The organism is Mesorhizobium sp. M1322 (assembly GCF_040318085.1).
Classification (GTDB): Bacteria; Pseudomonadota; Alphaproteobacteria; order Rhizobiales; family Rhizobiaceae; genus Mesorhizobium.
Genome location: NZ_JAMYLP010000055.1, coordinates 1 through 23,166, shown reverse-complemented (window position 1 = coordinate 23,166; position 23,166 = coordinate 1). Strand labels below are relative to the sequence as shown.

The 23,166-nt window shown below is 62.7% G+C and carries 27 protein-coding genes; 14 read left to right on the top strand and 13 right to left on the bottom strand.

The annotated features are described in order from the left end of the window. Positions 1-2: 2 nt before the first annotated feature. Both purS and purC read right to left on the bottom strand, forming a co-directional pair. A complete protein-coding gene (gene purS / locus NKH12_RS19665) occupies positions 3-245 on the bottom strand; it encodes a phosphoribosylformylglycinamidine synthase subunit PurS (protein WP_352954667.1) in 243 nt (80 codons plus the stop codon). Between the two features lie 42 nt (positions 246-287). Beyond that, entirely contained in the window at positions 288-1,082 is a 795-nt protein-coding gene (gene purC, locus NKH12_RS19660) for a phosphoribosylaminoimidazolesuccinocarboxamide synthase (protein ID WP_352954654.1), read from the bottom strand. Between the two features lie 277 nt (positions 1,083-1,359). On the opposite strand from purC, the gene NKH12_RS19655 reads away from it, so the two are divergent. After that, on the top strand, positions 1,360-1,680 hold the full coding sequence (locus NKH12_RS19655) for a DUF1476 domain-containing protein (RefSeq protein WP_352954653.1): 321 nt from the start codon (positions 1,360-1,362) through the stop codon (positions 1,678-1,680). Between the two features lie 209 nt (positions 1,681-1,889). Beyond that, on the top strand, positions 1,890-2,663 hold the full coding sequence (locus tag NKH12_RS19650; RefSeq protein WP_352954652.1) for an HpcH/HpaI aldolase family protein: 774 nt from the start codon (positions 1,890-1,892) through the stop codon (positions 2,661-2,663). Here NKH12_RS19650 and NKH12_RS19645 read toward each other — a convergent pair. Next, on the bottom strand, positions 2,660-3,208 hold the full coding sequence (locus NKH12_RS19645; RefSeq protein WP_352954651.1) for an RBBP9/YdeN family alpha/beta hydrolase: 549 nt from the start codon (positions 3,206-3,208) through the stop codon (positions 2,660-2,662). The genes NKH12_RS19650 and NKH12_RS19645 overlap by 4 nt on opposite strands. A gap of 307 nt (positions 3,209-3,515) precedes the next feature. Between NKH12_RS19645 and NKH12_RS19640 the strand changes: the two genes are divergently transcribed. After that, on the top strand, positions 3,516-4,328 hold the full coding sequence (locus tag NKH12_RS19640) for a VOC family protein (RefSeq protein ID WP_352954650.1): 813 nt from the start codon (positions 3,516-3,518) through the stop codon (positions 4,326-4,328). Positions 4,329-4,344: 16 nt separating this feature from the next. Here NKH12_RS19640 and NKH12_RS19635 read toward each other — a convergent pair whose 3' ends face one another. From NKH12_RS19635 to NKH12_RS19620, 4 genes are read right to left on the bottom strand one after another with little or no spacing between them, the layout of a single operon-like run. Further along, positions 4,345-4,917 (bottom strand): RBBP9/YdeN family alpha/beta hydrolase, encoded by a 573-nt coding sequence (locus NKH12_RS19635; protein ID WP_352954649.1) that lies wholly within the window; start codon positions 4,915-4,917, stop codon positions 4,345-4,347. Next, positions 4,917-6,224 carry an adenylosuccinate lyase gene (purB, locus tag NKH12_RS19630; protein WP_352954648.1) on the bottom strand — a complete coding sequence of 436 codons (1,308 nt, stop codon included), beginning with the start codon at positions 6,222-6,224 and terminating at the stop codon, positions 4,917-4,919. Before purB ends, NKH12_RS19635 begins: the two co-directional genes overlap by 1 nt. 59 nt (positions 6,225-6,283) lie before the next feature. After that, a complete protein-coding gene (locus NKH12_RS19625) occupies positions 6,284-6,799 on the bottom strand; it encodes a hypothetical protein (protein ID WP_352954647.1) in 516 nt (171 codons plus the stop codon). After that, the gene (locus NKH12_RS19620) at positions 6,796-7,521 is read right to left on the bottom strand and encodes a DUF2259 domain-containing protein (protein WP_352954646.1); all 726 of its coding nucleotides are present in this window, start codon (positions 7,519-7,521) and stop codon (positions 6,796-6,798) included. Before NKH12_RS19620 ends, NKH12_RS19625 begins: the two co-directional genes overlap by 4 nt. A 243-nt stretch (positions 7,522-7,764) precedes the next feature. On the opposite strand from NKH12_RS19620, the gene NKH12_RS19615 reads away from it, so the two are divergent. Further along, positions 7,765-8,019 carry a DUF2171 domain-containing protein gene (locus NKH12_RS19615; RefSeq protein WP_127208947.1) on the top strand — a complete coding sequence of 85 codons (255 nt, stop codon included), beginning with the start codon at positions 7,765-7,767 and terminating at the stop codon, positions 8,017-8,019. A 23-nt stretch (positions 8,020-8,042) separates the two neighbouring features. Here the strand turns inward: NKH12_RS19615 and NKH12_RS19610 are convergent, their stop codons facing one another. Together NKH12_RS19610 and NKH12_RS19605 are read right to left on the bottom strand one after the other, a co-directional pair. Beyond that, on the bottom strand, positions 8,043-9,062 hold the full coding sequence (locus tag NKH12_RS19610; protein WP_352954666.1) for a P1 family peptidase: 1,020 nt from the start codon (positions 9,060-9,062) through the stop codon (positions 8,043-8,045). Continuing rightward, complete coding sequence (locus NKH12_RS19605; protein WP_352954645.1) at positions 9,062-10,147, bottom strand: branched-chain amino acid ABC transporter substrate-binding protein; 1,086 nt, start codon at positions 10,145-10,147, stop codon at positions 9,062-9,064. The genes NKH12_RS19610 and NKH12_RS19605 overlap by 1 nt, the downstream gene beginning before the upstream one ends. Positions 10,148-10,338: 191 nt before the next feature. Here NKH12_RS19605 and NKH12_RS19600 point away from each other — a divergent pair, with 191 nt between their 5' ends. From NKH12_RS19600 to NKH12_RS19570, 7 genes are all read left to right on the top strand, one after another. Then, positions 10,339-10,833, top strand: coding sequence for a flavin reductase (locus NKH12_RS19600; protein ID WP_352954644.1), 495 nt, complete (start codon positions 10,339-10,341; stop codon positions 10,831-10,833). 32 nt (positions 10,834-10,865) lie between these two features. Beyond that, a complete protein-coding gene (locus tag NKH12_RS19595) occupies positions 10,866-11,795 on the top strand; it encodes an AAA family ATPase (RefSeq protein ID WP_352954643.1) in 930 nt (309 codons plus the stop codon). 4 nt (positions 11,796-11,799) lie between these two features. Continuing rightward, on the top strand, positions 11,800-13,050 hold the full coding sequence (locus NKH12_RS19590; RefSeq protein WP_352954642.1) for a vWA domain-containing protein: 1,251 nt from the start codon (positions 11,800-11,802) through the stop codon (positions 13,048-13,050). A 28-nt stretch (positions 13,051-13,078) separates the two neighbouring features. After that, positions 13,079-13,417 (top strand): XdhC family protein, encoded by a 339-nt coding sequence (locus tag NKH12_RS19585; protein WP_352954641.1) that lies wholly within the window; start codon positions 13,079-13,081, stop codon positions 13,415-13,417. A 10-nt stretch (positions 13,418-13,427) separates the two neighbouring features. Further along, complete coding sequence (locus NKH12_RS19580; RefSeq protein ID WP_352954640.1) at positions 13,428-14,165, top strand: XdhC family protein; 738 nt, start codon at positions 13,428-13,430, stop codon at positions 14,163-14,165. Positions 14,166-14,231: 66 nt separating this feature from the next. Further along, positions 14,232-15,842 (top strand): NTP transferase domain-containing protein, encoded by a 1,611-nt coding sequence (locus tag NKH12_RS19575; RefSeq protein ID WP_352954639.1) that lies wholly within the window; start codon positions 14,232-14,234, stop codon positions 15,840-15,842. A 31-nt stretch (positions 15,843-15,873) separates the two neighbouring features. Beyond that, positions 15,874-16,755, top strand: a complete 882-nt coding sequence (locus tag NKH12_RS19570; RefSeq protein ID WP_352954638.1) for an alpha/beta hydrolase — start codon at positions 15,874-15,876, stop codon at positions 16,753-16,755. Here the strand turns inward: NKH12_RS19570 and NKH12_RS19565 are convergent. Then, complete coding sequence (locus NKH12_RS19565; RefSeq protein ID WP_352954637.1) at positions 16,752-17,801, bottom strand: DUF1176 domain-containing protein; 1,050 nt, start codon at positions 17,799-17,801, stop codon at positions 16,752-16,754. The two genes, NKH12_RS19570 and NKH12_RS19565, sit on opposite strands and share 4 nt — an antisense overlap. Positions 17,802-17,923: 122 nt before the next feature. Between NKH12_RS19565 and NKH12_RS19560 the strand changes: the two genes are divergently transcribed. Continuing rightward, a complete protein-coding gene (locus tag NKH12_RS19560) occupies positions 17,924-18,430 on the top strand; it encodes a DUF1993 domain-containing protein (protein ID WP_352954636.1) in 507 nt (168 codons plus the stop codon). 49 nt (positions 18,431-18,479) lie between these two features. Here NKH12_RS19560 and NKH12_RS19555 read toward each other — a convergent pair whose 3' ends face one another. Beyond that, positions 18,480-18,644, bottom strand: a complete 165-nt coding sequence (locus NKH12_RS19555) for a hypothetical protein (RefSeq protein ID WP_352934771.1) — start codon at positions 18,642-18,644, stop codon at positions 18,480-18,482. A 380-nt stretch (positions 18,645-19,024) separates the two neighbouring features. On the opposite strand from NKH12_RS19555, the gene NKH12_RS19550 reads away from it, so the two are divergent. Together NKH12_RS19550 and NKH12_RS19545 are read left to right on the top strand one after the other, a co-directional pair. Then, positions 19,025-20,092, top strand: a complete 1,068-nt coding sequence (locus NKH12_RS19550; RefSeq protein WP_352954635.1) for an aldo/keto reductase — start codon at positions 19,025-19,027, stop codon at positions 20,090-20,092. 60 nt (positions 20,093-20,152) lie between these two features. Beyond that, on the top strand, positions 20,153-21,418 hold the full coding sequence (locus tag NKH12_RS19545; RefSeq protein WP_352954634.1) for a cysteine desulfurase-like protein: 1,266 nt from the start codon (positions 20,153-20,155) through the stop codon (positions 21,416-21,418). 18 nt (positions 21,419-21,436) lie between these two features. On the opposite strand, the gene NKH12_RS19540 is transcribed toward NKH12_RS19545, so the two are convergent. Beyond that, on the bottom strand, positions 21,437-22,468 hold the full coding sequence (locus tag NKH12_RS19540) for a histone deacetylase family protein (RefSeq protein ID WP_352954633.1): 1,032 nt from the start codon (positions 22,466-22,468) through the stop codon (positions 21,437-21,439). Then, entirely contained in the window at positions 22,465-22,968 is a 504-nt protein-coding gene (locus tag NKH12_RS19535) for a GNAT family N-acetyltransferase (protein WP_352954632.1), read from the bottom strand. The genes NKH12_RS19540 and NKH12_RS19535 overlap by 4 nt, the downstream gene beginning before the upstream one ends. Positions 22,969-23,166 lie beyond the last annotated feature (198 nt).

Genomic DNA, 23,166 nt, shown 5'->3' with positions numbered 1-23,166 from the left:
CCTCAGGTAATCGCCACACTATAGTTCTCAATCACCGTATTCGCCAGAAGCTTGTCGCACATGGCTTTGAGGTCGGCCTCGGCCTTGGCCTTGTCGCTCTCCGCAAGCTCGACGTCGAAAACCTTGCCCTGGCGCACCTGGCCGACGCCGCCAAAACCCATCCCGGACAGCGCGTGTTCGATCGCCTTGCCTTGTGGGTCGAGCACGCCGTTCTTGAGGGTTACGGTAATGCGGGCCTTGATCACGCTGGACATGCTCCTGTTCGAAGTGTTGAGCGGCAAAAAATCTCAGTGCGGCTTGCCTTTGACGCCATTGGTCGAGGCGACGAGCACTGGTCCGGCGGGACGCGGCGGCTCGTTCTCGTTCATGATGCCGAGGCGGCGGGCGACTTCCTGATAGGCTTCGACCAGCCCGCCCATGTCGCGGCGGAAACGGTCCTTGTCGAGCTTGTCCTGGGTCGCCACGTCCCACAGCCGGCAGGAGTCCGGCGAGATCTCGTCGGCAACGACGATGCGCATCATGTCGCCTTCGAACAGCCGGCCGCATTCGATCTTGAAGTCGACGAGCTGGATGCCGACGCCCATGAACAGGCCGGAAAGGAAGTCGTTGACGCGGATGGCAAGCGCCATGACGTCGTCGATTTCCTGCGGGCTCGCCCAGCCGAAAGCGGTGATGTGTTCTTCAGACACCATCGGGTCGTCGAGCGCGTCGGCCTTGTAATAGAATTCGATGATCGAGCGCGGCAGCACGGTGCCTTCCTCGATGCCGAGACGCTTGGCCAGCGAACCGGCTGCGACATTGCGCACCACCACCTCGAGCGGAATGATCTCGACTTCCTTGATCAGCTGCTCGCGCATGTTGAGCCGGCGGATGAAGTGGGTCGGAATGCCCATCCGGTTGAGATGGTTGAAGATGTGCTCGGAAATGCGGTTGTTGAGCACTCCCTTGCCATCGACGATTTCGTGCTTCTTCTTGTTGAAAGCGGTCGCGTCGTCCTTGAAGAACTGGATCAGTGTTCCCGGCTCAGGTCCCTCATAGAGGATCTTGGCCTTGCCTTCATAAATGCGGCGGCGATTTTTCATCTGATCTTTTCTCTGGATTTCCGGGCAGGCGGCAAGCGACCAGTTCCTGTCCGTCCGCCTAAATTAGTGCGGCAACGGTAGGGGTTCAATGCCGGTGTCTATCCCAATCGCACTGTTTGCTCAATCGGCAAATCCTTTCAATCACCGCTTTCCGGAATGAAATGCCGCAGCGCAGCAAGTGACGTAGCATATTGACCGGCTCGTGGCCTTTTGGTTTGTGCTGCGGCAATACACATATTTCAACTGCCAACGAATCGGATTTGACCGGAGGGATGCCATGAGCAGCATGAAAGATCGCGAGGAGGGCTTCGAGCGCAAGTTCGTAATCGACGAGGAGCTCCGGTTCAAGGCCTCGGCCCGCCGCAACAAGGCGCTCGGCCTGTGGGCCGCCGAAAAGCTCGGCAAGGCCGGGGCCGACGCCGAAGCCTATGCCAAGCAGGTAGTCCTCGCCGACATCGAGGAAGCCGGCGATCACGACGTTTTCCGCAAGATACGCGAGGATTTCGACGAAGCCGGGGTCGCCCAATCGGACCATCAGATTCGCCGCACTATGGACGATCTGATGGCGCAGGCCATCGAGCAGATCAAGAACACCTGATCCTTGCTTTGAGCCAATCGACACGCTGGACCAATCGACCGCCCGGTCCCTCCGGGCGGTTTTTCTTTGCCTTTGCAGCTATTTCCGGCTGAACTGCATTAGAGCGACATGCATCCATTCGGACGCACAAAGTACGCTCTCAAACTTTGACTCCTCGCATCGGGCTTTCCGATTTTGGGCCGATGCGAGAGCGATTAAGGAAGGCGCCCATGTCCCTCAAGTCACGCCTTGCGGCCGATGAAACGTTGTGCACAGCATGGTCCGGCGTGCCTGATGCCCTGACGGTCGAGATTCTGGCCAGACAGGGTTTCGATGCCGTCACGCTAGACATGCAGCATGGCGGACATCACGAGGACAGCGTGCTGCGCGGCCTTGGGCCGGTGCTGGCCGCCAACAAACCGGCGCTGGTGCGCATTCCGGTTGGCCGCTTCGACATGGCCAGCCGCGCGCTCGATTTCGGCGCCGAGGCGGTGATTGCGCCGATGGTGAATTCGGTGGCGGACGCGCGGCTGTTTGCCGCCGCCATGAAGTACCCGCCACTCGGCGAGCGCTCCTGGGGCCCGACCTATGCCTTTCCGCGTCATGGCAAGGGCGACTATGCCGACTGGCTGCGCGACAGCAACGAGCGCACTATGGCTTTCGCCATGGTCGAAACGCGCGCCGCCCTCGATGCGCTCGACGGCATCCTCGACACGCCGGGTATCGACGGCATCTTCCTCGGCCCATCGGATTTTTCGATCGCCTGGTCGAAAGGCACCGCCGTCAACTCGACGTTGGAAAGCATGATGGAAACCGTCGCATCCATCGCCGAGCGGACACGCAAGGCCGGCAAACATGCCGCGATCTACGTCGTCGAGCCGGCCATCGCCGGCCGTGTGGTGTCGATGGGCTACCGGCTGCTGGCGATGGGCTCCGAGCACGCGCTGATCGGCCTGGGGGCAAAGAGCCTGCTGAAGAGCGTCAAGGACTCGATCGGCTCCTAAAGGTCGGTCAGGAACTTAGCAAAAGTCATCGATCCTTCGGGCCACGGCCCGAAGCCGGAATCGGCGTTGAGATGTCCGGCATCGCCGGCATCGATGAACAGCGAGCCCCAGGCGCCGGCAATGTCCTCGGCCACGCCGAACGCGCAGAACGGGTCGTTGCGGCTGGCGATCACTACCGAAGGGAATGCCAGCGGCTCGCGCGGATAGGGGCCGAAGGTCATCAGGTGCCTGGGTTTTATCTTAGGATTGGCGACGTCGGGCGGCGCCACGAAGAAGGCTCCGGCGACCGGACGTTGGAACTGCGGCATTGCCTGGATCACGGCGGCGACGCCGAGTGAGTGGGCGACGATAACGACCGGCCGCTCGGCCTCGTTGACCGCTTTCGCCACGCTCGCAGTCCAATCCTCGCGCACAGGCTTCGACCATTCCGCCTGATCGACGCGCCGCGCCGTCGACAATTTCGATTGCCAGCGGCTCTGCCAATGGTCGGGGCCGGAATTGGTGTAGCCCGGCACGATGAGAATGTCTGCATCCCTGACTTTCATGGCGCGCATGTAGCGAGGGACACGGTTTCGTGCAACTGCGCATGATCCCAAAAAGTGTGATGCGGTTTTTGCATAAGATCATGCGCAACTGGGTCTGATCATCAGTGCGATTGCTCACAATAGTGAACACCATGTTCGCATCTTGGCGTCTTGTGTGAACGATCGCGATCGACGATCTGTCATCGGGAAAAGAAACAGCCATGTAATGAGAACCAGGATTTTGGAACTGACACGACGTACAATGGTAGGTGGCGCCGGGCTCCTGGCTTTGGGGATCTCGTCGACGGCCGCCCAAACGGAGACTTTGATGAGCGAACTGCCTTTGGCCGCCACCACCCCGGTCAGCGTCGCCCGCGTCGGGTTGCGCGCGCGGAATGCCGAAAGCCTGGCCGCTTACTATCGCAACATCGTCGGCCTGCGGGAACTGAGCCGCGCCAGCGGCACAATCTCGCTAGGCGCCGCCAATCACCCCTTGCTCGACATCGAAGCGGATGCATCGGCGAAGCCCGACGATCCGCGCAGCGCCGGCCTCTTCCACACCGCCTTCCTGCTGCCCAGCCGGGCCGATCTCGGGCGCTGGATCAACCATGCCATCGCTAACAATATCGGCATCGACGGCGCTTCCGACCATCTGGTCAGCGAGGCGCTCTACCTGACCGATCCTGAGGGCAACGGCATCGAGATCTATGCCGACCGCCGCCATGAGGACTGGAAGTGGAATGGTGACAAGGTGGCGATGGCGACCGAACGGCTGAATATTTCGTCGGTTGTCGCCGAAGTGCCGGCCGGCGATGCCGGCTGGCAGGGTATGCCGGACAACAGCATCATCGGCCATGTCCATCTGCGCGTCGGTCGGCCGGAAGACGCCGAGGCCTGGTGGCACCAGGAGCTCGGCTTCGACACGGTGGCGAAATATGGCAGCGCGGCGGTGTTCCTGTCGTCAGGCGGCTACCATCACCACATCGGCGCCAACTCGTGGCAGAGCGCCGGCGCCGGCCGTCGCGATCCTTCCCGGTCCGGCCTCGCCTGGGTCGAAATGCGTTCGGACAATGTGACTGTTGCAACGACCCGCGAAGACCCTTGGGGCACGGTGATCAGGACCGTTCCCGGCAAGGCTTGAGCGTTTCGAAAGCCTGTTAGAGACGAGCCTTTTCCAGCAGGCGGCCGAGCATGAGCAGGCCCGCTGGCCAAAGGCCGAGGCGAGTCTCGTTGCCCATATGGCCGAGATCGCCGGCATCGGCGAGGTCCGCGCCCCAGGCAGCGGCGAACGCTGTCGCCTGGTCGAAGGTGACGCGCGGGTCGGTGCGGCTAGCCACCACTAGGGTTGGAAAGGGTAAGCGTTTCAGTGGCATCGGCGCAAAGGGACGAACCAGGTCGAAGGAAGGATCAGGGTCGTCGACATTGGTTGCGGCAACCAGCAATGCGCCCGCGACCTTGTTGAGTTGGCTTTCGCTGGCGCCGGCCGCCCACTTCACCGTCGTCGCCACCGCCAGCGAGTGCGCAAGCAGCACCACGCGCCGAGGTGCCGCGGCAATCGCGGCGTCCACCCGGCCAATCCAGTCCTCAGGGGTCGGCCTGTCCCATTCGGCTTGCAGCACGCGGCTCGAGTTCGGGAATGCTCGGCACCAATGCGACATCCAGTGATCCGGCCCGGAATTGCCCCGCCCCGGCAAGGCAAGAAAATCGAAATCTCCAGCCGCGGAAATCATCACGCTTCTCCGAACACGCGCTTGAAGATCGTGTCGACATGCTTGGTATGATAGCCGAGGTCGAATTTTTCACGAATTTCGGCTTCGGGCAAGGCTGCCGTGACCTCCTTGTCGGCCAAAAGTTCCTCAAGGAAATCAGCGCCTTGCTCCCACACTTTCATGGCGTTTCGCTGCACCAGCCGGTAGGCGTCCTCACGGCTGACGCCCGCCTGGGTTAGCGCCAGCAGCACACGCTGCGAATGCACGAGGCCGCGGAACTTGTTCATGTTCTTCAGCATGTTGTCGGGATAGACGAGCAGTTTGTCGACGACGGTCGTCAGCCGCGACAGTGCGAAGTCCAGCGTCACGGTGGCGTCCGGGCCGATCATGCGCTCGACCGACGAATGCGAAATGTCGCGCTCGTGCCAGAGCGCCACGTTCTCCATCGCCGGCAGCGCGAAGGAACGCACCATGCGCGCAAGCCCGGTGAGGTTTTCGGTCAGCACCGGGTTGCGCTTGTGCGGCATCGCCGACGAGCCTTTCTGTCCGGGTGAAAAATACTCTTCCGCCTCCAGCACCTCGGTACGCTGCAGATGGCGGATTTCTGTCGCCAGCCGTTCGATCGACGAGGCGATGACACCGAGCGTCGCGAAGAACATGGCGTGGCGGTCGCGCGGGATCACCTGCGTCGACACCGGCTCCGGCTTCAATCCGAGTTTCTTCGCCACATGCTCCTCGACATAGGGATCGATGTTGGCGAAGGTGCCGACAGCACCGGAGATGGCGCAAGTCGCAATATCCTCACGCGCGTGCACCAGCCGCTCGCGGCAGCGCGAGAATTCGGCATAGGCCTGCGCGAGCTTGACACCGAAGGTGGTCGGCTCGGCATGGATGCCGTGGCTGCGGCCGATGGTGACGGCGTCCTTGTGTTCGAAAGCGCGGCGCTTGAGCGCCGCCAGCAGGCCGTCGATGTCGGCCAGAAGGATGTCGCTGGCTCGGGTGAGCTGCACGGCAAAGCAGGTGTCGAGAACGTCCGAGGACGTCATGCCCTGATGGATGAAGCGGGCATCCGGCCCGACGAATTCACTGAGATGGGTGAGGAAGGCGATGACGTCGTGCTTGGTCACGCGCTCGATCTCGTCGATGGCCTCGACGTCGAACTTCGCGGGCCCGCCTTTTTCCCAGATGGTCTTGGCGGCCTCCTTCGGGATCACGCCGAGCTCGGCCAGTGCGTCGCAAGCGTAGGCCTCGATCTCGAACCAGATGCGGAACCGGGTTTCGGGCGACCAGATGGCCACCATTTCCGGCCGGGAGTAGCGAGGGATCATCCGTCAGTCCTGACTTGCGAGTGCGTTCGCCCGCGTCCTAACAGAGGCAGACAAAATCCTCAACGCTGCTGCCGCGCAAACCAGATGCTGGCGAGAGCCAGCGCGATGAAACCGAGCGGAAAATAAAGCCGGATGCCCAGAACGATGAATTGATAGAATGCCGTCGCCACGGTGTGCACGAACTGGATGGCCCACGCGATGGTCAGTGCGGGTTCATGCCACTGAGCATAGTAGGAACGGTATTGCAGCGCAAAGAGCCCGCCGGTGAGGCCGATCGTAGTGGCAAGAAGGCAGACAAACGCGGCCGCCAAGGCAACTTGCCAATGCCGTCCGAGCGAGACGAGCCGCGCCAGGAACAGACCGACTGGAAAGGCGAGCGCACCGCCGACCGCATAGAGCAACGAGACGAAGCGGATCTTTGCCGGGGTCTCCCAGTCGTCCACCAGCAGATTGACAAGCGCGCTGGCGCCCATGGCTGCGGCCCATAGCAGGGCGCCGCAAACCGCGGCGCGCGGCGATGGCAAGGCCTTGCGGATATGACCCACGCGGTTGCGTATGGCGGGGAGCGGCGTCACAGCCGGCCGGTCACCGCGATCCAGCGATAGTCCGGTCCCTCGAAGCCGTACTGGCGCACCGCGATCAGCACGGCATAGGCGCTGAGGCCTTGCATGGAAAATGTCTGCACCGCGCCGATCCGATAGCCGTTCGGGCAGCCTCTGCTTTTGGGGATCGACTTGTCCTCGTGCAGGAGCTCAGTCTTGCCGCCGTCTTTCGCCTCAATGCGCAACAGGCGAAAGCCGTTGATCTCGCCCAGGCCCTGGCAGGTTTCGGTGTCGTTCATGCCGATCTCGTCGAGCCGGAACTCGAGCGGATCGTCGACCGGCGAAAAGATCGGGCGCGGGTTGACCACCATGCGGAACGGATCGGCCGAAAGTTCGGTCACCGGGTTTAAGCCCGCGGTGATGCCGCGATTCGCGGTCAATTCCGCCTGCTTGATGATGGCTTCGCCTTTCTGCCGAGCTGCAAGGCGCGCCGCGTCGAGCGTTGCGTTGTCGTCGTCAAGCCGCACCCTGACCGGTGTGCCCTTGAGAAAACTGTCGTCGGCGGTGTTGATGTAGTAGCGATTGGCATAGGGAAATCCCGATCCGTCCTGAATGCCATACTCCTCGAAGGCGAAGGCGCCGCCATCCCCAGTGAAGCCGAGGATCTCAAGCTCGGCGACGTCACCGGCATGGGCGGCCAACGAGGTTGAAAACTGGGCAACGAGGGAAACGGCAAACAGGACAAGGATTCGCATCGGATTTCCGTTTGAGCAGCCAGCGTTGTTTCGATCACTATCACGACATCGTCAAAACGTCGTCCCTCTGAGACGCAAAGCCGATGCATCCAATCGCGTCCTCATCTGTTTATGTTGGCAGCTTCACCGCATCGGCCCGAAAATCGGAATCGATTTTCGGAAGGCATGATGCGTCGATTTAAGTGTTTAGAGCGTCCTTTGCGCGTCCAAAAGGACGCGCGGCGCTCTAATGGAGAACCCACAATGACCGATGCAGCCAGCATTCGTGAACATATGGAAGTGATCGGCGCCGACGGCGTCCATGTCGGCACCGTTGACAAAGTTGAGGGACAACGAATCAAGCTGACCAAGCGCGACAGCGGCGAGGGCGCTCACAGGGGGCACCACCACTATATTCCGCTCAGCCTCGTAGCCGAAGTCGAGGGCCAGAAAGTGCGGCTGTCGGCGAATTCGGATGTTGCGGTCACGTTCGAGGAAGAAAAATCCGATCCCACCTGATGACAGGCCACGGCATTGCGCATTCAGCGCGACGACCAGACCGGAAACAGGTCGCCGTCGGCGGGCGTCGCGGCAAAGACGCCGCGGCTGATGGCGCGCGCCATGGTGGCGCCTGCCGCTGCGTAGAGGTCGATGGCGTCGTTGGGCGCGAGATCGATGCCGCTCTTGCCGGTCGCCAGCGCGAAAACCAGATCCCCGTCGGCCGGCGTGTGTGTCGGCCAAATGGCGCGCACGAAGCCATCATGCGCTGATATCGCCAAGCGTTTGGCGGCGGCCTTGCTGAGGACGGCGTCCGTGGCGATGACGGCGATGGTGGTGTTGCCGCCGACCTTCGCCCGCTTCCCGATATGTTTGTCGCGAAACTTCAGCAGGATCGTTTTCGCGTCCTCCGGCATCGGCGAGGGATAACCGAGCCCGCCGAACTCGTCGCCGATCTCGAAGGGCGCTGCCCAGAAGTGCCTGCTACGGGCGATCGTAACCGAGCCGGTCGGGTTGACGGCAGCAAGCGCGCCGATGGTGACGCCGCTGTCGAGCACCGTCGAGGCCGATCCGAGGCCGCCCTTGAGGCCGGAACTCAAGGCACCGGTGCCCGCGCCGACCGTGCCGAGCGGAAAATCGATGCCGCCTGCCTGTGCCGCCTCATAGCCGAGATCGCGGTAGGGCGGATAGCGGCCCCAGTCCTTGTCGCCGCCATTGCGCAGGTCGAACAGGATCGCCGCCGGCACGATCGGGACGCGAAAGCCGCCGACCTCGACACCGATGCCGTTTTCACGCAGTGCCGCCTGTACGCCGGAGGCGGCGTCGAGACCGAAGGCCGAACCGCCCGAAAGCACCACGGCATGGATCGCCTCGATCGAATTGTGCGGCTCGAGCAGGTCGGTCTCGCGGGTACCCGGCGCACCGCCCAGGATCTGGACACCGGCCACCGCCGGTTCGTCGCAGACGATGGTGGTCACCCCGGACTTCAGCTTCACATCGGAAGCGTTGCCGACACGCAGGCCGGCGACATCGGTAAGGAGATTGCGCGGCCCTGTGCGAAACATCATCTGGCCTCCGCCGGCACGAAATTTGCGCCGTTGAAACGGAAGACCCGATAGAGGTTTTCGGTCAAGTCGCCCTTGCCGTCAAAGCGGATCGGCCCGATCGCGGTGCTGAAGTCACGCCCGGTGAGCGTGTCGGCCAGTGGATTGCCGGAGGTTTCCGCCAGCGCCGTCGCCGCCTCGGCGATCTCGACCGCCGCATAGGCCGGCAGCGTGTAACCCTCTGGCACGATCTTTTGTGCGGCAAAGCTTTCGAGCACGTTGGGGGCGGCGACATCGTCCCATTCGGGCGGCGCGATCATCAGCGTACCCTTGGCATAAGGCACATCGCCGGGTGGTGTACGCAGCGTTTCGCCGCCGGCAAAGGTGATGCCGGCATCGAGCTGGCCGGCGTCGCGACCCATGATGGCGATGTCGTCGCCGTCGCCGCCGGCGAAGACATGCGTTGCGCCGGCTTTCCTCAGCCGACCGATCAGCCCGATCTGGTTGTCGAGTTGCGGCCGAAATGTGTCGACGAACACCGGTTTCAGCGCCGCCTGCTCGGCTGCCGCCCGAAGCGTCTCGGCGATTTCGCGGCCGTAAATCGTGCCGTCGTCGACGATGGCGAACAGTTCGTTCTGCCATTGGCGGGTGAGATTGGAGGCGACGGCGTTGCGCTCGTCATCGCCGCGCGGCCCAAGCCGAAAGATCGGCCAGCCGGTCTTGGCGCGCCGGTCAGTCAGACTTTCGGTGCGCACGCCGACGGTGATGACCGGTATGTTGGCGTCCTTCAGGATCGGCAGTGCCGCCTCGATCGCCTCTGTGCAGAGGAAGCCTACGACCACGGTGACTTTCGCCGCGGCGAATTCCCTCGCCGCGTCAGCCCCGCCATCGGCCGTGCAGGCGTCGTCGACCGTCTTGATCTCGACACCGTTTGCCTCTGCCGCCAGGCCGGCGCCCGCCTCGATCTGTTTGCCGAGGATCGCCGACGGCCCGGACAGCGGTGCCGCGACGCCGACCAGCAGCGTCTCAGCGTTCGCATCGCCCGCGAGAGACAGCCAGGCCAGCACCGCTATTGTCGTTGTCGTGGCTGTTGTCCGGGATCGCATGCGAGCGAAGAATTCCTCCGCGCCGGTCGCGTGTTTGCCGGCGCCACTTCCTGCCAAGACCTAAAGGCTGGTCAGCTTTCACGCAACACGCGAAATTCAAGATGCATGTCAACCACTTCGCTTGTGGCATGGAATATGCCGCCATATATAACGGTTGGGTTCATCTCGCTTCAAACCAATGGAAATCGCCGGTGCTGAAGAAGAACGACATAGGGCCGCAGGCCTATCGCGACGCGATGAGCCATTTTGCCGGCCACGTCCATGTGGTTACCACCGATGGCCCCGCTGGCAGGCGCGGTGCGACTGTCATTGCAGCCTGTTCGGTCTCGGACACGCCGCCGACCATCCTGGTCTGCCTCAATCGCGAAAATCCCAAGAATGAGCCGTTCGTAAAGAATGGCAGGTTCGCCTTGAACACGCTGGCTTCGGACCAGGAGGCGCTGTCGGTCGGCTTTTCCGGCCTCACCGGTCTGCCCGTCGAGGAACGTTTCGTGTTGGGCGATTGGGATGTGATCTCGACAGGTGCACCGACGCTGAAGGGCGCGCTCGCCGTGTTCGACTGCGAACTGATCGACACCAAGGATCTGGCCACCCACCGTGTGCTTTTTGGCAAGGTGACAGGCCTGCGCACCGGCGATAACTTGCGGCCGCTGATCTATCACGACCGCGGCTATCACGCTCTGTAGAGGCTCTGGATGGCTGCACCCGCGGAGAGAGAATGACCGAGTTGAAACCACGCCCGGCGCCGCGGACGATCGACGAGACGCTCGATCTGCTGACCGGTGCGGACTATGTGGCGGACCGGTCGCTGGCGACCGTGTTGTTCTTATCGCTGCGCATGAAACGGCCGCTGTTCCTCGAGGGCGAGGCCGGCGTCGGCAAGACCGAGATCGCCAAAGTGCTGGCGCAAGCGCTCGGCCGCCAGCTGATCCGCCTGCAATGCTATGAAGGCCTCGACGTCTCGTCCGCCGTCTACGAGTGGAATTACGCCGCGCAGATGATCGAGATCCGCATGGAGGAGGCGGCCGGCAAGGTCGATCGGTCCGACATGGAGCGCAACGTCTTTTCCGAAAAATACCTGATCCGCCGCCCGGTGCTTGAGGCGCTGACCGGCAAGGCGGGCGCTGCCCCGGTCTTCCTGATCGACGAGCTCGACCGCACCGACGAGGCCTTCGAGGCATTCCTGCTCGAAATCTTGTCCGACTTTCAGGTGACGGTACCCGAACTCGGCACGATCAAGGCGGAGGAGCCGCCGATCGTCATCATCACCACCAACCGCACCCGCGAGATCCACGACGCGCTGAAGCGGCGCTGCCTTTATCACTGGGTCGATTATCCCAATGCCGAACGTGAACTTGAGATCGTGCGCAGAAAAGTGCCGCAGGCCAACAGCCGGCTTTCGGCAGAGGTGGTTTCCTTCATCCAAAAGCTGCGCCAGATCGAGCTGTTCAAGGTGCCGGGTGTCGCCGAAACCATTGACTGGGCCGGTGCGTTGACCGAACTCGACAAGGTGGCGCTCGATCCGGAGACCGTTTCCGACACGATCGGCGTGCTGCTGAAATACCAGGACGATATTGCCCGTATCGAGCAGGGCGAAGGCCGGCGCATCCTCAACGAGGTGAAGGCCGAGCTTTCGGCGGCGGAGTAGGGCAATGGCAACGCCGCGTCGCGAACCGCAAGAGGCCACGCCCGATGGGAGGATCGCCGACAACATCGTCTATTTCGCCCGCACCTTGCGCAAGGCCGGCATGCGGGTCGGCCCGGCGTCGGTTAAGGACGCAATCGAGGCGGTGCTGGCCGCCGGCATCGGTTCCCGCGACGATTTCTACTGGACGCTGCACGCCGTGCTGGTCTCGCGGCACGAGGATCACCCGACCTTCGACGAGACTTTCCGGCTATTCTGGAAATCGCACGAGCTGATCGAAAAGTTGCTGGCGATGTTTTCGCCAGTTGCGCCGAACAGTCGTGAGAAGCAGAAGCCGCGTACCGCCGAAAATCGCGTCAGCCAGGCGATGTTCGAGGGCCACCAGAAGAACCAGCCGGTGCAGGAAATCCCCGACATCGAGGTCGACGCCCGCTTCACATTTTCCGGCAACGAGGTGCTGAGGGGCAAGGACTTTGCCCAGATGAACGCCGCCGAGATGGCCGACGCCAAAAAGGCGATTACCGCGTTGCGGCTGCCCTTCGACATGGTCAGGACACGGCGTTTCAAATCCGACGCGCATGGCCGACGTATCGATCCGCGCGCCATGATGCGCTCGGCCGCGCGGACAGGCGGCGAACTGATCCTGCCGAAATTCCGGTCACCGCGCGAGGTTCACCCGCCGCTGGTCGTGCTTGCCGATATTTCCGGTTCGATGAGCCAGTACACGCGCATCTTTTTGCATTTCCTGCATGCGCTGACCGAAAAGCGCCTGCGCGTGCACGCGTTCGTCTTCGGCACCAGGCTCACCAATCTGACGCGGCAGATGCGCCATCGCGATCCCGACGCGGCACTCGCCGATTGTTCGGCGGCGGTGATGGACTGGTCGGGTGGCACCCGCATCGGCGACACGCTGGCCGAATTCAACCGGCTGTGGTCGCGGCGCGTGCTGGCGCAGGGCGCTGTCGTTCTTCTGATCACCGACGGACTGGAGCGCGACGACGTCGCCGGCCTGTCGGAGGAAATGGAGCGCCTGCACAAATCCTGCCGGCGCCTGATCTGGCTGAACCCGCTGCTGCGCTTCGACGGCTTCGAGGCGCGCGCCCGCGGCGTCAAGGCAATGCTGCCGCATGTCGACGAGTTCCGCTCGGTGCACAATCTCGATGCGCTCGCTGATCTGTGCGCATCGCTGGACAAGAATTCGGCGCGCTCCGTCGACCCACGCAGATGGATTGAGGGTGGCGGGAGAAGCGCCGCATAGCCATATGCTTTCTCCAGGAGAAACGGTGATGGACAACAGCATGTATCTCGATGAGGCGCGTGATCCGCTGATCATCGCCGAAGGCTGGATGAAAGACGGCAAGGATGTCGCCATTGCCACCGTGGTCGAGACCTGGGGCTCGGCGCCGCGTCCGGTCGGCAGCCATCTTGTCATCGACGCGGAAGGCAATTTCCACGGCTCGGTCTCGGGCGGCTGCGTCGAAGGCGCGGTGGTGACCGAGGCGATCGATGTCATCGACAGCGGCAACGCAAAGATGCTGGAATTCGGCGTCGCCGATGAAACCGCATGGCAGGTCGGCCTGTCCTGCGGCGGCCGCATCAAAGTCTATGTCGAGCGCTTAGGTTAGGCCCGGCACAATGGATCCGTACGCGCTGAAAACGCTGAACGCCGAACGCCGCGCCCGCCGCGCGGTGATCCTGGTCACCGACCTTGGCGATGGCCGCGACCGTATCGTGCGCGAGGGCGATCAGGTCGCCGGCGATCTGGGCGCTGCAATCGCGAAGGCGTTTCGCACCGGCAATTCCGGGTCGGTCGAGGCGGAGGGGCGTACTTTTTTCCTCAACGCTTATCTGCCGCAGCCGCGCCTGGTGGTGATCGGCGCCGTCCATATCAGCCAGGCGCTGGCGCCGATGGCCAAGATCGCAGGCTATCCCGTCGAGATCATCGATCCGCGCACGGCCTTCGCCACATCAGACCGCTTTCCCGATGTCGCGCTGCATGCCGAATGGCCGGAGGATGTCCTGAAGCGCCAGCCCCTCGACAGCTATACGGCGTTGGCAGCCGTCACCCATGATCCGAAGATCGATGACTTCGCGCTGAAGGCGGCGCTCGATGCCAACTGCTTCTATGTTGGGGCGCTTGGCAGCCGCAAAACCCATGCTAAGCGTGTCGAGCGCCTGCTGGCATTGGGCGCGACCGCCGACCAGATCGCCCGCATCCACGCGCCGATCGGCTTGGACATCGGCGCAGCGAGCCCGGCCGAAATCGCTGTCGCGGTGCTGGCGCAGGCGATCCAGGCGTTTCGCTCACGTGGCCTCGAAGCTACCGCAACGGCCCGAAAATCGGAATCGATTTTGGAGAAGCACGATGCGTAGATTCAAAGTAGTAGAGCGTCCTTTGCGCGTCCAAAAGGACGCGCGGCGCTCTACGGATGCGGCAGCGTGAAATTCGGCTCGATCCCGATCGACACGGCCGAAGGCGCGGTGCTGGCGCACGCCACCACCGCCGGGGAACGGCGTTTCCGCAAGGCACACAGGCTTAGTGCCGACGATGTGTCTTTGCTCAAGGCAGCGGGGATTTCGGAGGTTGTCGCGGCTGTTCTTGCTCCCGACGATTTGAGCGAGGACGCCGCTGCCGAAAGAATCGCCGAAAGCATGATCCATCGCAACATCGAGACGAAGGCCGCTGCGACCGGCCGGGTCAATCTCCACGCCCAGGCCGCCGGCATCTTCACCGTCGATGCAGCGATGATCGACGCCATCAACGCCGTCGATCCGACCATCACCATCGCCACGCTGGCGCAGCATGCGCCGGTCGAAAAAGGCCAGATGGTTGCAACAGTGAAGATCATTCCCTTCGCGGTCAGCTCCATGCTGGTCGATTCGGTGGCAAGGATTTGCGCCGGCGGCGAGATATTTGCCGTCAATGCCTATCAGCCGGTGCGTGTCGGCGTCATCCAGACGGTTCTGCCCGGCATTAAGCCGAGCGTGCTCGACAAGACGATGCGTGTCACCGAAGCCCGCCTGGCACGCTCGGGCGGCCGGCTGGCGGCGGAGCGCCGCACACCGCACGCGGTTGGCCCGGTTGCTGAGGCTGCGGCCTCGCTGGCGCGCGATAACGACATGGTGGTGATCTTCGGCGCGTCGGCGATGAGCGATTTTGGCGACGTCGTCCCGGCAGCGATCGAGAAGGCAGGCGGCACCGTCATCCGCGCCGGCATGCCGGTCGATCCCGGCAATCTGCTGGTGCTCGGCACACTCGCCGGCAAGCGCGTCATCGGCGCGCCGGGCTGCGCCCGCAGCCCCAAGGAGCACGGCGTCGACGGGGTCCTCGACCGGCTGATCGCCGGCCTGGACGTGACGGCCAAGGATATCGCCGGCATGGGTGTCGGCGGTCTGGTGATGGAAATCTCGACGCGGCCGCAGCCGCGCGAGCCACTGCCGGCCAGGGCCGAATTGAAGGTCGACGTCGTGCTGCTGGCCGCCGGTCGCTCCAGCCGCATGGGCGGCCCGAACAAGCTGCTGGCGCTGTTCGCCGGCAAACCGCTGGTGCGCCGCAGCGCCGAGCGCGCGCTCGGCTCTAAAGCTTCGGGCACCATCGTCGTCACCGGCCATCAGCGCGAGCGTGTACGCAGCGCGTTGTCGGGACTGGATGTGACTTTCGTCGATAATCCGGATTTCGCTGAGGGTCTGTCTTCATCGCTGAAGGCCGGCATCGCGGGGGTTACCGGCGATGCCGCCGGCGCCATTATCATGCTCGGCGACATGCCTGGCATCGCGTCAGCCGACCTCGACAGGCTGATCGATGCATTCCACAAATCCGAGGGCCGATCGGTCGTGCGCGCCTCGCATGAGGGAAAGCGAGGTAACCCTGTGTTGCTGCCGCGTTCGCTGTTTGCGGCGATCGCTCATCTCGAAGGCGATACTGGCGCGCGCCATCTGGTCGAGGCCGAGGGGCTCGATGTCGTCGATGTCGAGATCGGCAAGGCAGCTTCCATCGATGTCGACACCCGCGAGGCGCTCGAAGGCGCCGGCGGCGTACTGCAGGATTGACAAACCGAAGCCGAAAAACGATGCCTTTGGCATGGCTTTCCGTTTACACCTTCTGACCTCGATATTTCTTTTGTTTTCGGGTTTGGCGCATGGTCAGACGCTGTCGCTAAAGCCCTTCAAGGATGACCTGTTCGCATATCCGGCCATCCTCTCGTCCGAGAACAACGGCGCCTACATGGTCGTCGATTATCGTGAGCTGCGCGACATCAACGCCCGCGACAAGGTGCCGGAGAGCCGCGCGCGGGCGCAGTATGTCGACACCGGTGTGCGTAAGGTGCAGCAGGATCTGTCGCTGAAGACCGGCGCCGGCAATGTCCGCCACGTCGCCGTCGGCCGCACGCAAGGTGCCGGCATCATCGTCCTCTATTTGCACGGGCAAGGCGGCAGCCGCAAGCAGGGCGCCGACGACTTCACCTTCGGCGGCAATTTCAACCGCATCAAGAACCTGATGGCCGGCAATGGCGGCCTCTATCTGTCGCCGGACTTTTCCGATTTCGGCGACACCGGCGCGGCCCAGATCGCCGCATTGATCGGCCACTATGCCGAGCGGTCGCCGGTCGCGAAGATCTTCGTTACCTGCGGCTCGATGGGCGGCGCACTGTGCTGGAAGCTTGCCGCCCGCAAGGATACGGGCGGCCGCATCGACGGATTGCTGCTGCTCGGTTCGCTGTGGAATGAAAGTTTCTTCTCGAGCCCGGCCTTCAAGCGCCGTGTTCCAGTCTTCTTTGGCCAAGGCAGCAGGGACCCGGTGTTTCCAGTCGAGAAACAGGAAGCCTTCTTCCGTTCGATCCTGGCCAAGTCGAAAACCTATCCGGCCCGCTTTGTCCGCTTCGAGACCGGTACGCACGGCACGCCGATCCGCATGACGGACTGGCGCGGCACGCTCAACTGGATGCTGTCGAAGGCCCCTTAAGGCGCCGTGTTGTAGTCCACTACCGTTTGCGGATTGATCTCGCCGTCGTAGGAGGCGTCGACATCGTACTGCACCAGCGAGAAATTGCCGTTGCGAAACAGATAGGTCCCGGCTGACGAGGCATCGCCGAGGCCGCGCCACTTGTTGAGCGACGAGATCGTCCTGGTGGCGTCGTCATATTCGGAATTGACCAGCTGGTCGTCGGTCTCGAAGCCGGTGACGTTGATCGCCTCGACCTTGCCTTCGCTATCGTTGTTCTCATAGTGGATATCGAGTTCCGGCGAGGCGAACTGCAGTTGTCGGACACCGGATACGTCGTCGTAGACATAGTAGACGGCACTCTCATTGTAGGCAGCCATCGAGCAGAAGAAGCGGAACAGCCGCGTCTCGCGTTCGGGTTCATCGGCCTCGGCGCCCGCATCCTTGTAGCGAAGGGAATAGGCGTCCGGCTCTGTCAAGGGCTCGCCGCCGGGCATTTCCTTGTCGCACTGGTCGCCATAGGTTGCCGCAAACGCCTTCTTGGCCTGCTCCAGCGCCGCGTCCTTCTCCGGCGGCGGCGCTCCGTCGCCGCAGCTTGCCGGTACGGCATCCTCGAAATCGGCCTTGGACGGTTTCAGCGTGCCGTTGTCGATGAAAATCGGGCGAAATGGCGGTTCCTGAATCGAGGCGTTGACCTGGCGCAGCGTGTAGCAGCCGGCAAAGACATTTTCGCTGCCGTCCTTCGCTGTCGCCCGGATGGCGACCGGAACGCTGTGATAGATGCTGCCGGCTGCACCGTCTTCGGACACGCCACCGGTTTTGACATCGACCTTTTCGGTGCCGTCATAGCCCTTGACGAAGGTGTCGAAATCCTTAGCCGGCTTGGTGTCGCCAAAATAATCCCAGGCGCGCGCGAATTCTTGCCGGTTGATGGCGCTGTAGAGCGAACGGATGACCGCTTCGGCGTCCGATCTGTCATCGACATAGGGCGCTTCGGCTGCGAGCGATGGCTCGTCAGTCAGGATAAGGGAGAAAAAAGCGGTCGCTGCAAAGAAGGCGCTTCTCATCGGGAATCTCCACCAGATGGGAATCCTATCATACCGATTGCGGCGACGTGGTGACGCTTGAAGAATCGCCCGCAGAGGCGCTAGGTCCCGCCATCGGCGTTCCCGCCGGATAGGAGATTCACGTGACCATATCGATGTACGAAGCGTCCGTGCCGGTGTTTTCGGCTAGGTTGAAGGCGCTATCCAATGCGCTGAACATCGCCGAGCAGAATGCGCTCGACCGCAAGATCGATCCGCAGGTGTTTTTGACGTCGAGGCTGGCGCCGGACATGTACGCGTTGACCAGGCAGGTGCAGATCGCCACCGACCACGCCAAGGGCGCGCCGTCGCGGCTGGCTGGCCGCGAGGTGCCGAAGTATGAGGACAGCGAGGCGAGCTTTGCCGATCTCCAGGCGCGCATCGCCAAGACCGTCGATCTTCTAGCGACATTCTCGGCTGCCGAATTCGATGGCTCCGATGACAGAATGATCGAGCTGAAGCTTGGCCAGCGCGAATTCTCGATGGCCGGCATGCAGTATCTGCTGCATCTCGCTATGCCCAATTTCTATTTCCACGTGACCACCGCCTACGACATCCTACGCCACAATGGCGTGCCGCTGAGCAAGGCGATTTTCCTGGGATCGCGTTAAAGAATGGCGACGAGATATCCCGGCTGAGCCGGGACATCGTACGACCTGCCTAGCGTAAGGACATTTCGCGGGCGACGCGCGGGAAGTCGGCTGGTTTGATGCCGATGTCCGCACGGTCGGCATTGCTCATCGAATGAAGCAGCGCCAGAGCCGCGCGGTAGCGCAGACGTTCCTGCGGACGCGGACGGGCGAACATTTCAGTGAGGAAACCCATGATTCAAGCCCCTGGTTGGTCCTCCCCGATTCGCAATATAGGCAAATCATGACAATTGTGCAGTGCAGCATTTGCATGGCAGCCATGCTGCGCCGGTTTTTTTGACCACAATCGACTTGTCCGGTGAAACTTCCGGCGCGGACGGACCGTATAGCTGAACGCCGGCACAGGGCCGGTTTTTTCTCGCCATTCCTGGCGAAACTCCGGACTGCATGAAAATGCAGTCCGGCTTTTTGTTGACTGCCGCGTAGGCGTTGGCTGGATTCTACGGAAAAGACGCCGGCCGATTGGCGGTGGGCTTGGAGACAACCCGCGCCTTCCTGTATGCTGCAGCTTCCTCCCCGCGCAGCCGCGCAAAAATTTCCCGCCGGAGAAAGTTCATGCACAAACGCCGCCTCGGTCGGACCGATCTTCTTGTTTCCCAGATTTGCCTGGGATCGATGACCTGGGGCCACCAGAACACCGAAGCGGACGGCCACGCCCAGATGGATATGGCCTTTTCGCGCGGCGTCAACTTCATCGACACTGCCGAGCTTTACCCGATCCCGCCCAAGGCGGAGACGCAAGGCTGGACCGAGAAGATCATCGGCAGCTGGATCAAGGCGAAGGGCAACCGCGATCAGGTCATCCTCGCCTCGAAAGTGGTTGGCCGCACCGCTAACACATGGTTTCGCGGCAACCGCCCGTCGAAGCTGGTGCGGGCCGACATCTTCGATGCCGTCGAGAAATCGCTGACCAGGCTCAACACCGACTATCTCGATCTCTATCAGATCCATTGGCCGGAACGGGACGTGCCGTGCGGCGCCAATCCGAACCGCGTCGGCGCCGTAGCGCTGCGGGCCGATTCCGTCGGCGCACCGGCCGGCGAGACGCCGATCACCGAGACCCTCGCCGTCTTCGACGAATTGGTGAAGGCTGGAAAAATCCGCCATTTCGGCCTTTCGAACGAGAGCTCCTGGGGCGTCATGCGGTTCATCGCCGAAGCCGACAAGGGCCTAGGTCCGCGGCTGGTGTCGCTGCAGAACGCCTATAATTTCGTCAACCGCGGCTTCGAGGTGAATCTTGCCGAAGTCTGCGAGCGCGAACAGGTTTCCCTGCTCGCCTATTCGCCGCTGGGACAAGGCTACCTGACCGGAAAGTACGACCATGGCGCGCGGCCGCTGGGCTCGCGCTCTCAGCTTTTCAACCGCGGCCAGCGCTACGAGACGCCCAACGCCGCGGAGGCGCAGCTCGAGTATAACGAGCTGGCGCGCTCTTTCGGCATGGAGCCGGCATTGTTTGCCAATGCTTATGTCGCGAGCCGGCCCTTCGTCACTTCGAGCATCATCGGCGCGACGACCTTTTCGCAGCTCGAAATGGCGCTGTCTTGCGCCGATGTCGTCTGGACCGAGGACATGCAGAAGGCGGTCGATGCAATCCACCAGCGTGTCGGCAACCCGTGTCCGTGAGCTGCTTTCCGGCGCTGTAAGGTGTGATTACCCAATAATTAGAAGAGGGAGGGAGAAAAAGTGAATTTTCCGATTGAGGTCGTGCGCGAGAAATTTCCGGCACTGTCGCTGACCGACAGAGGCCGTCGCCGCATCTATCTCGACAACCCTGCCGGCACGCAGGTGCCGCAGGTGGTCGCCGACGCGGTGTCACGCTGCCTGCTGACCACAAACGCCAATCTCGGCGGCTTCTTCGAAACCACGGTCGCGGCTCAACAGATCGTCGATGGCGCCCATGCGGCGATGGCCGATTTCCTGGGTGCTGCAAGCCCGCAGGAAATCATCATCGGCGCCAATATGACGACGCTCACCTACCACATGTCGCGCACGCTCGGCCGCACGATGAAACCCGGCGAAGAGATCATCCTCACCCGCATGGATCACGAAGGCAATGTATCGCCGTGGCTGCAGCTGGCCGAAGACCTAGGCCTTGTCGTGCGCTGGCTGCCCTTCGACCAGCAGAGCTGGCAGGTCGAGGAGGCGGCGCTTGCTGCGCTGCTCACCGACAGGACGCGGCTCGTCGCCCTGAACTATGCCAGCAATCTGACCGGTTCGATCAACCGGGTGAAGGCGCTGACCGGCATCGCCAAGCAGGCCGGCGCGCTGGTCTATGTCGACGCCGTTCAGTTCGCGCCGCATGGCCTGATCGACGTCAGAGATCTCGGCTGCGATTTTCTGATCTGCTCGGCTTATAAATTCTTCGGCCCGCATATGGGCATATTGTGGGGCAGGCTGGATGTCATCGACGCGCTGACCCCGTACAAATGCCGCTGTTCGTCCAACGCTCTGCCGGAGCGGTTCGAACTCGGAACCCCGCAGATCGAGCTGATGGCCGGACTGACGGCCGCGATCGATTATTTTGCGGAGCTTGGCGCGGCGGCAGGCGAGAGCGGTTCGCGCCGCGCCAGGATCGCCAAGGCCTTCGTAGTATCAATTGCTTACGAGAACCCGCTAACGCAAAAGCTGATCGATGAGCTGTCAGCGATTTCGGGCCTGACTGTCCATGGCATCACCGATCCGGCGCGTGTCGGGGAGCGCGTGCCGACAGTTTCGTTCACTGTCGAGGGCGTTGTGCCGGAGACGATCGTAAGGCAGATGAATGCGGAAAACATCTTCCTGTGGTCCGGTCACAACTATGCATGGGAGATCGTCCACCAGCTCGGAATTCCAGCCGAGCACGGTGTCGTGCGCATCGGCATCGCCCATTACAATACGGCAGCCGAGATCGACGAGACGATGGAGAGCGTGCACCGTGTTATCGCCATGCTGCGACAGGAGCGATCCTGACGCGATATTCGGCTGATATCACCGCTTCTTGCCGCCGCCGAAGCCAGTAAGGAAAGCGGTAAGGTTGTCGCCAAGCACATCGCAGAGATAGCCGCCCTCCTGCACGATGACCGTCGGCAGGCCGAGGCCGGCGATAGAAGCACCGATGCGCGAGAAGCCCTGCGTCGTCACCGATAGTCCGCCGAACGGATCGCCCTCGAAGGCGTCGAGCCCGAGCGCCACGACAAGTGCATCGGGTGCGAAGGCGCGGATGCGCTGAAAAGCCACGTTCAGTGCTTCGAGGAACGCCGCATCTTCGGATTTGCGCGCCAGCGGCAGATTGAGGTTGTAGCCGAGGCCCGGCCCTTCGCCACGCTCGTCGGCATGGCCCCAGAAAAACGGGTAAAAACGCACCGGATCGGCATGCAGCGAGACGGTGAGCACGTCCGGCCTCGCATAGAAAATGCCTTGCGTGCCGTTGCCGTGATGCAGGTCGACGTCGAGGATCGCCACCCGCGCAGCTTGCCTGCGCAAGGTCTGCGCCGCGACCGCCGAATTGTTGATGAAGCAGAAGCCGCCGGCGACATCCGCAAAGGCGTGATGGCCGGGCGGACGGCAGAGCGCATAGGCAGCCGGCGCGCCCGCCATCACCGCCTCGGCGGCCTCAACCGCGCTCCAGGCGCTCCACAGTGCGCTCTGCCATGTCTCGCTTGAGATTGGGCAAGCGGTGTCGGCCATGTGGTAGCCGGCCTGGCCGACCGCCGAGGCCGGATAGGAGCCGCCCCGCGCGATCGGATGGATGTTGGGGATCACTTCGGCCGACGCGCCTTCGATGCGCTGCCAGCGCGCAAAGATGTGCTCGAGAAAATCGAGATATTCGGGCGTATGCACCGCGGCAACCGGTCCTAGCCCGTGATCTCTCGGCCGTTCGATCGTGCAGCCGGCGGCCCTTGCGCCGGCGAGCAGCCGTTCGACGCGTTCCGGCTTTTCCGGATTGGGTTTCTGGGCACCGCTGGAGAGGAATGCCTTGGGATCATGGCGCTTCTGTTCCTCGGCATAGAAGGCTTTCATCTTGGCTCCTCATCATCGGGTGCATCGGCGAAGGCAAAGAACGCGTCGCCGACGATCTTCTGCACCTGCTCGTAGCTCGACCAGGCAATGCCTAGCCTTTCGTAAAAGGCCTTGGCAGTTTCATTGTCGGTGTCGACGGACAGTCTGAGATAGGCGCCGCCGTCCTTCCGGCATTCTCGCGCGGCACGCCGCAACAGGCGTTCGCCGATCCTGCGGCCGCGAAACCGGTCTTCGACATAGAGGTCCTGCACATAGACGCCGGGCCGACCCATCCAGGTCGAGAAGATCGGGAAATGCAGGCAGAGGCCGGCGAACTCGCCGCCGACTTCCGCAATCAGCGTCGAGAAGGCAGGTTTCTCGCCAAAGCCGTAAATGCGGAGGTCGTCGGCCGTAGAAGTGATTTCCTCGGGCGCGCCGATATGAGCGCCGAGCCGCAGGATCGCGGCATGGATGGTTTCGACGTCGTCGATGCAGCCAGGGCGGATGAGGATCCTGGACAAAGCGGCAGTCACTGCAGGTAAGGTGCCAAGGCACCCCCCTCTGTCCTGCCGGACATCTCCCCCGCAAGGGGGGAGATCGGAAGACACGAATGCTTTCGCCAATCACCAACGTTGGAAAGATGGGCACAGCGGCGAAGCTGCCAATCTCCCCCCTTGCGGGGGCGATGGCCGGCACGCCAGAGGGGGGGGGGAGGGACC

Coding starts and splice junctions, on each gene's coding strand:
- NKH12_RS19620 (WP_352954646.1), bottom strand. CDS start 7,521: ATGCGAATCCTTGTCCTGTTTGCCGTTTCCCTCGTTGCCCAGTTTTCA.
- NKH12_RS19615 (WP_127208947.1), top strand. CDS start 7,765: ATGACCGATGCAGCCAGCATTCGTGAACATATGGAAGTGATCGGCGCC.
- NKH12_RS19635 (WP_352954649.1), bottom strand. CDS start 4,917: ATGATTTCCGCGGCTGGAGATTTCGATTTTCTTGCCTTGCCGGGGCGG.
- NKH12_RS19540 (WP_352954633.1), bottom strand. CDS start 22,468: ATGAAAGCCTTCTATGCCGAGGAACAGAAGCGCCATGATCCCAAGGCA.
- NKH12_RS19640 (WP_352954650.1), top strand. CDS start 3,516: ATGAGCGAACTGCCTTTGGCCGCCACCACCCCGGTCAGCGTCGCCCGC.
- NKH12_RS19555 (WP_352934771.1), bottom strand. CDS start 18,644: ATGGGTTTCCTCACTGAAATGTTCGCCCGTCCGCGTCCGCAGGAACGT.
- NKH12_RS19645 (WP_352954651.1), bottom strand. CDS start 3,208: ATGAAAGTCAGGGATGCAGACATTCTCATCGTGCCGGGCTACACCAAT.
- NKH12_RS19650 (WP_352954652.1), top strand. CDS start 1,890: ATGTCCCTCAAGTCACGCCTTGCGGCCGATGAAACGTTGTGCACAGCA.
- NKH12_RS19580 (WP_352954640.1), top strand. CDS start 13,428: ATGGATCCGTACGCGCTGAAAACGCTGAACGCCGAACGCCGCGCCCGC.
- NKH12_RS19610 (WP_352954666.1), bottom strand. CDS start 9,062: ATGTTTCGCACAGGGCCGCGCAATCTCCTTACCGATGTCGCCGGCCTG.
- NKH12_RS19595 (WP_352954643.1), top strand. CDS start 10,866: ATGACCGAGTTGAAACCACGCCCGGCGCCGCGGACGATCGACGAGACG.
- NKH12_RS19550 (WP_352954635.1), top strand. CDS start 19,025: ATGCACAAACGCCGCCTCGGTCGGACCGATCTTCTTGTTTCCCAGATT.
- NKH12_RS19565 (WP_352954637.1), bottom strand. CDS start 17,801: ATGAGAAGCGCCTTCTTTGCAGCGACCGCTTTTTTCTCCCTTATCCTG.
- NKH12_RS19590 (WP_352954642.1), top strand. CDS start 11,800: ATGGCAACGCCGCGTCGCGAACCGCAAGAGGCCACGCCCGATGGGAGG.
- NKH12_RS19585 (WP_352954641.1), top strand. CDS start 13,079: ATGGACAACAGCATGTATCTCGATGAGGCGCGTGATCCGCTGATCATC.
- NKH12_RS19655 (WP_352954653.1), top strand. CDS start 1,360: ATGAGCAGCATGAAAGATCGCGAGGAGGGCTTCGAGCGCAAGTTCGTA.
- purC (WP_352954654.1), bottom strand. CDS start 1,082: ATGAAAAATCGCCGCCGCATTTATGAAGGCAAGGCCAAGATCCTCTAT.
- NKH12_RS19570 (WP_352954638.1), top strand. CDS start 15,874: ATGGCTTTCCGTTTACACCTTCTGACCTCGATATTTCTTTTGTTTTCG.
- purB (WP_352954648.1), bottom strand. CDS start 6,224: ATGATCCCTCGCTACTCCCGGCCGGAAATGGTGGCCATCTGGTCGCCC.
- NKH12_RS19605 (WP_352954645.1), bottom strand. CDS start 10,147: ATGCGATCCCGGACAACAGCCACGACAACGACAATAGCGGTGCTGGCC.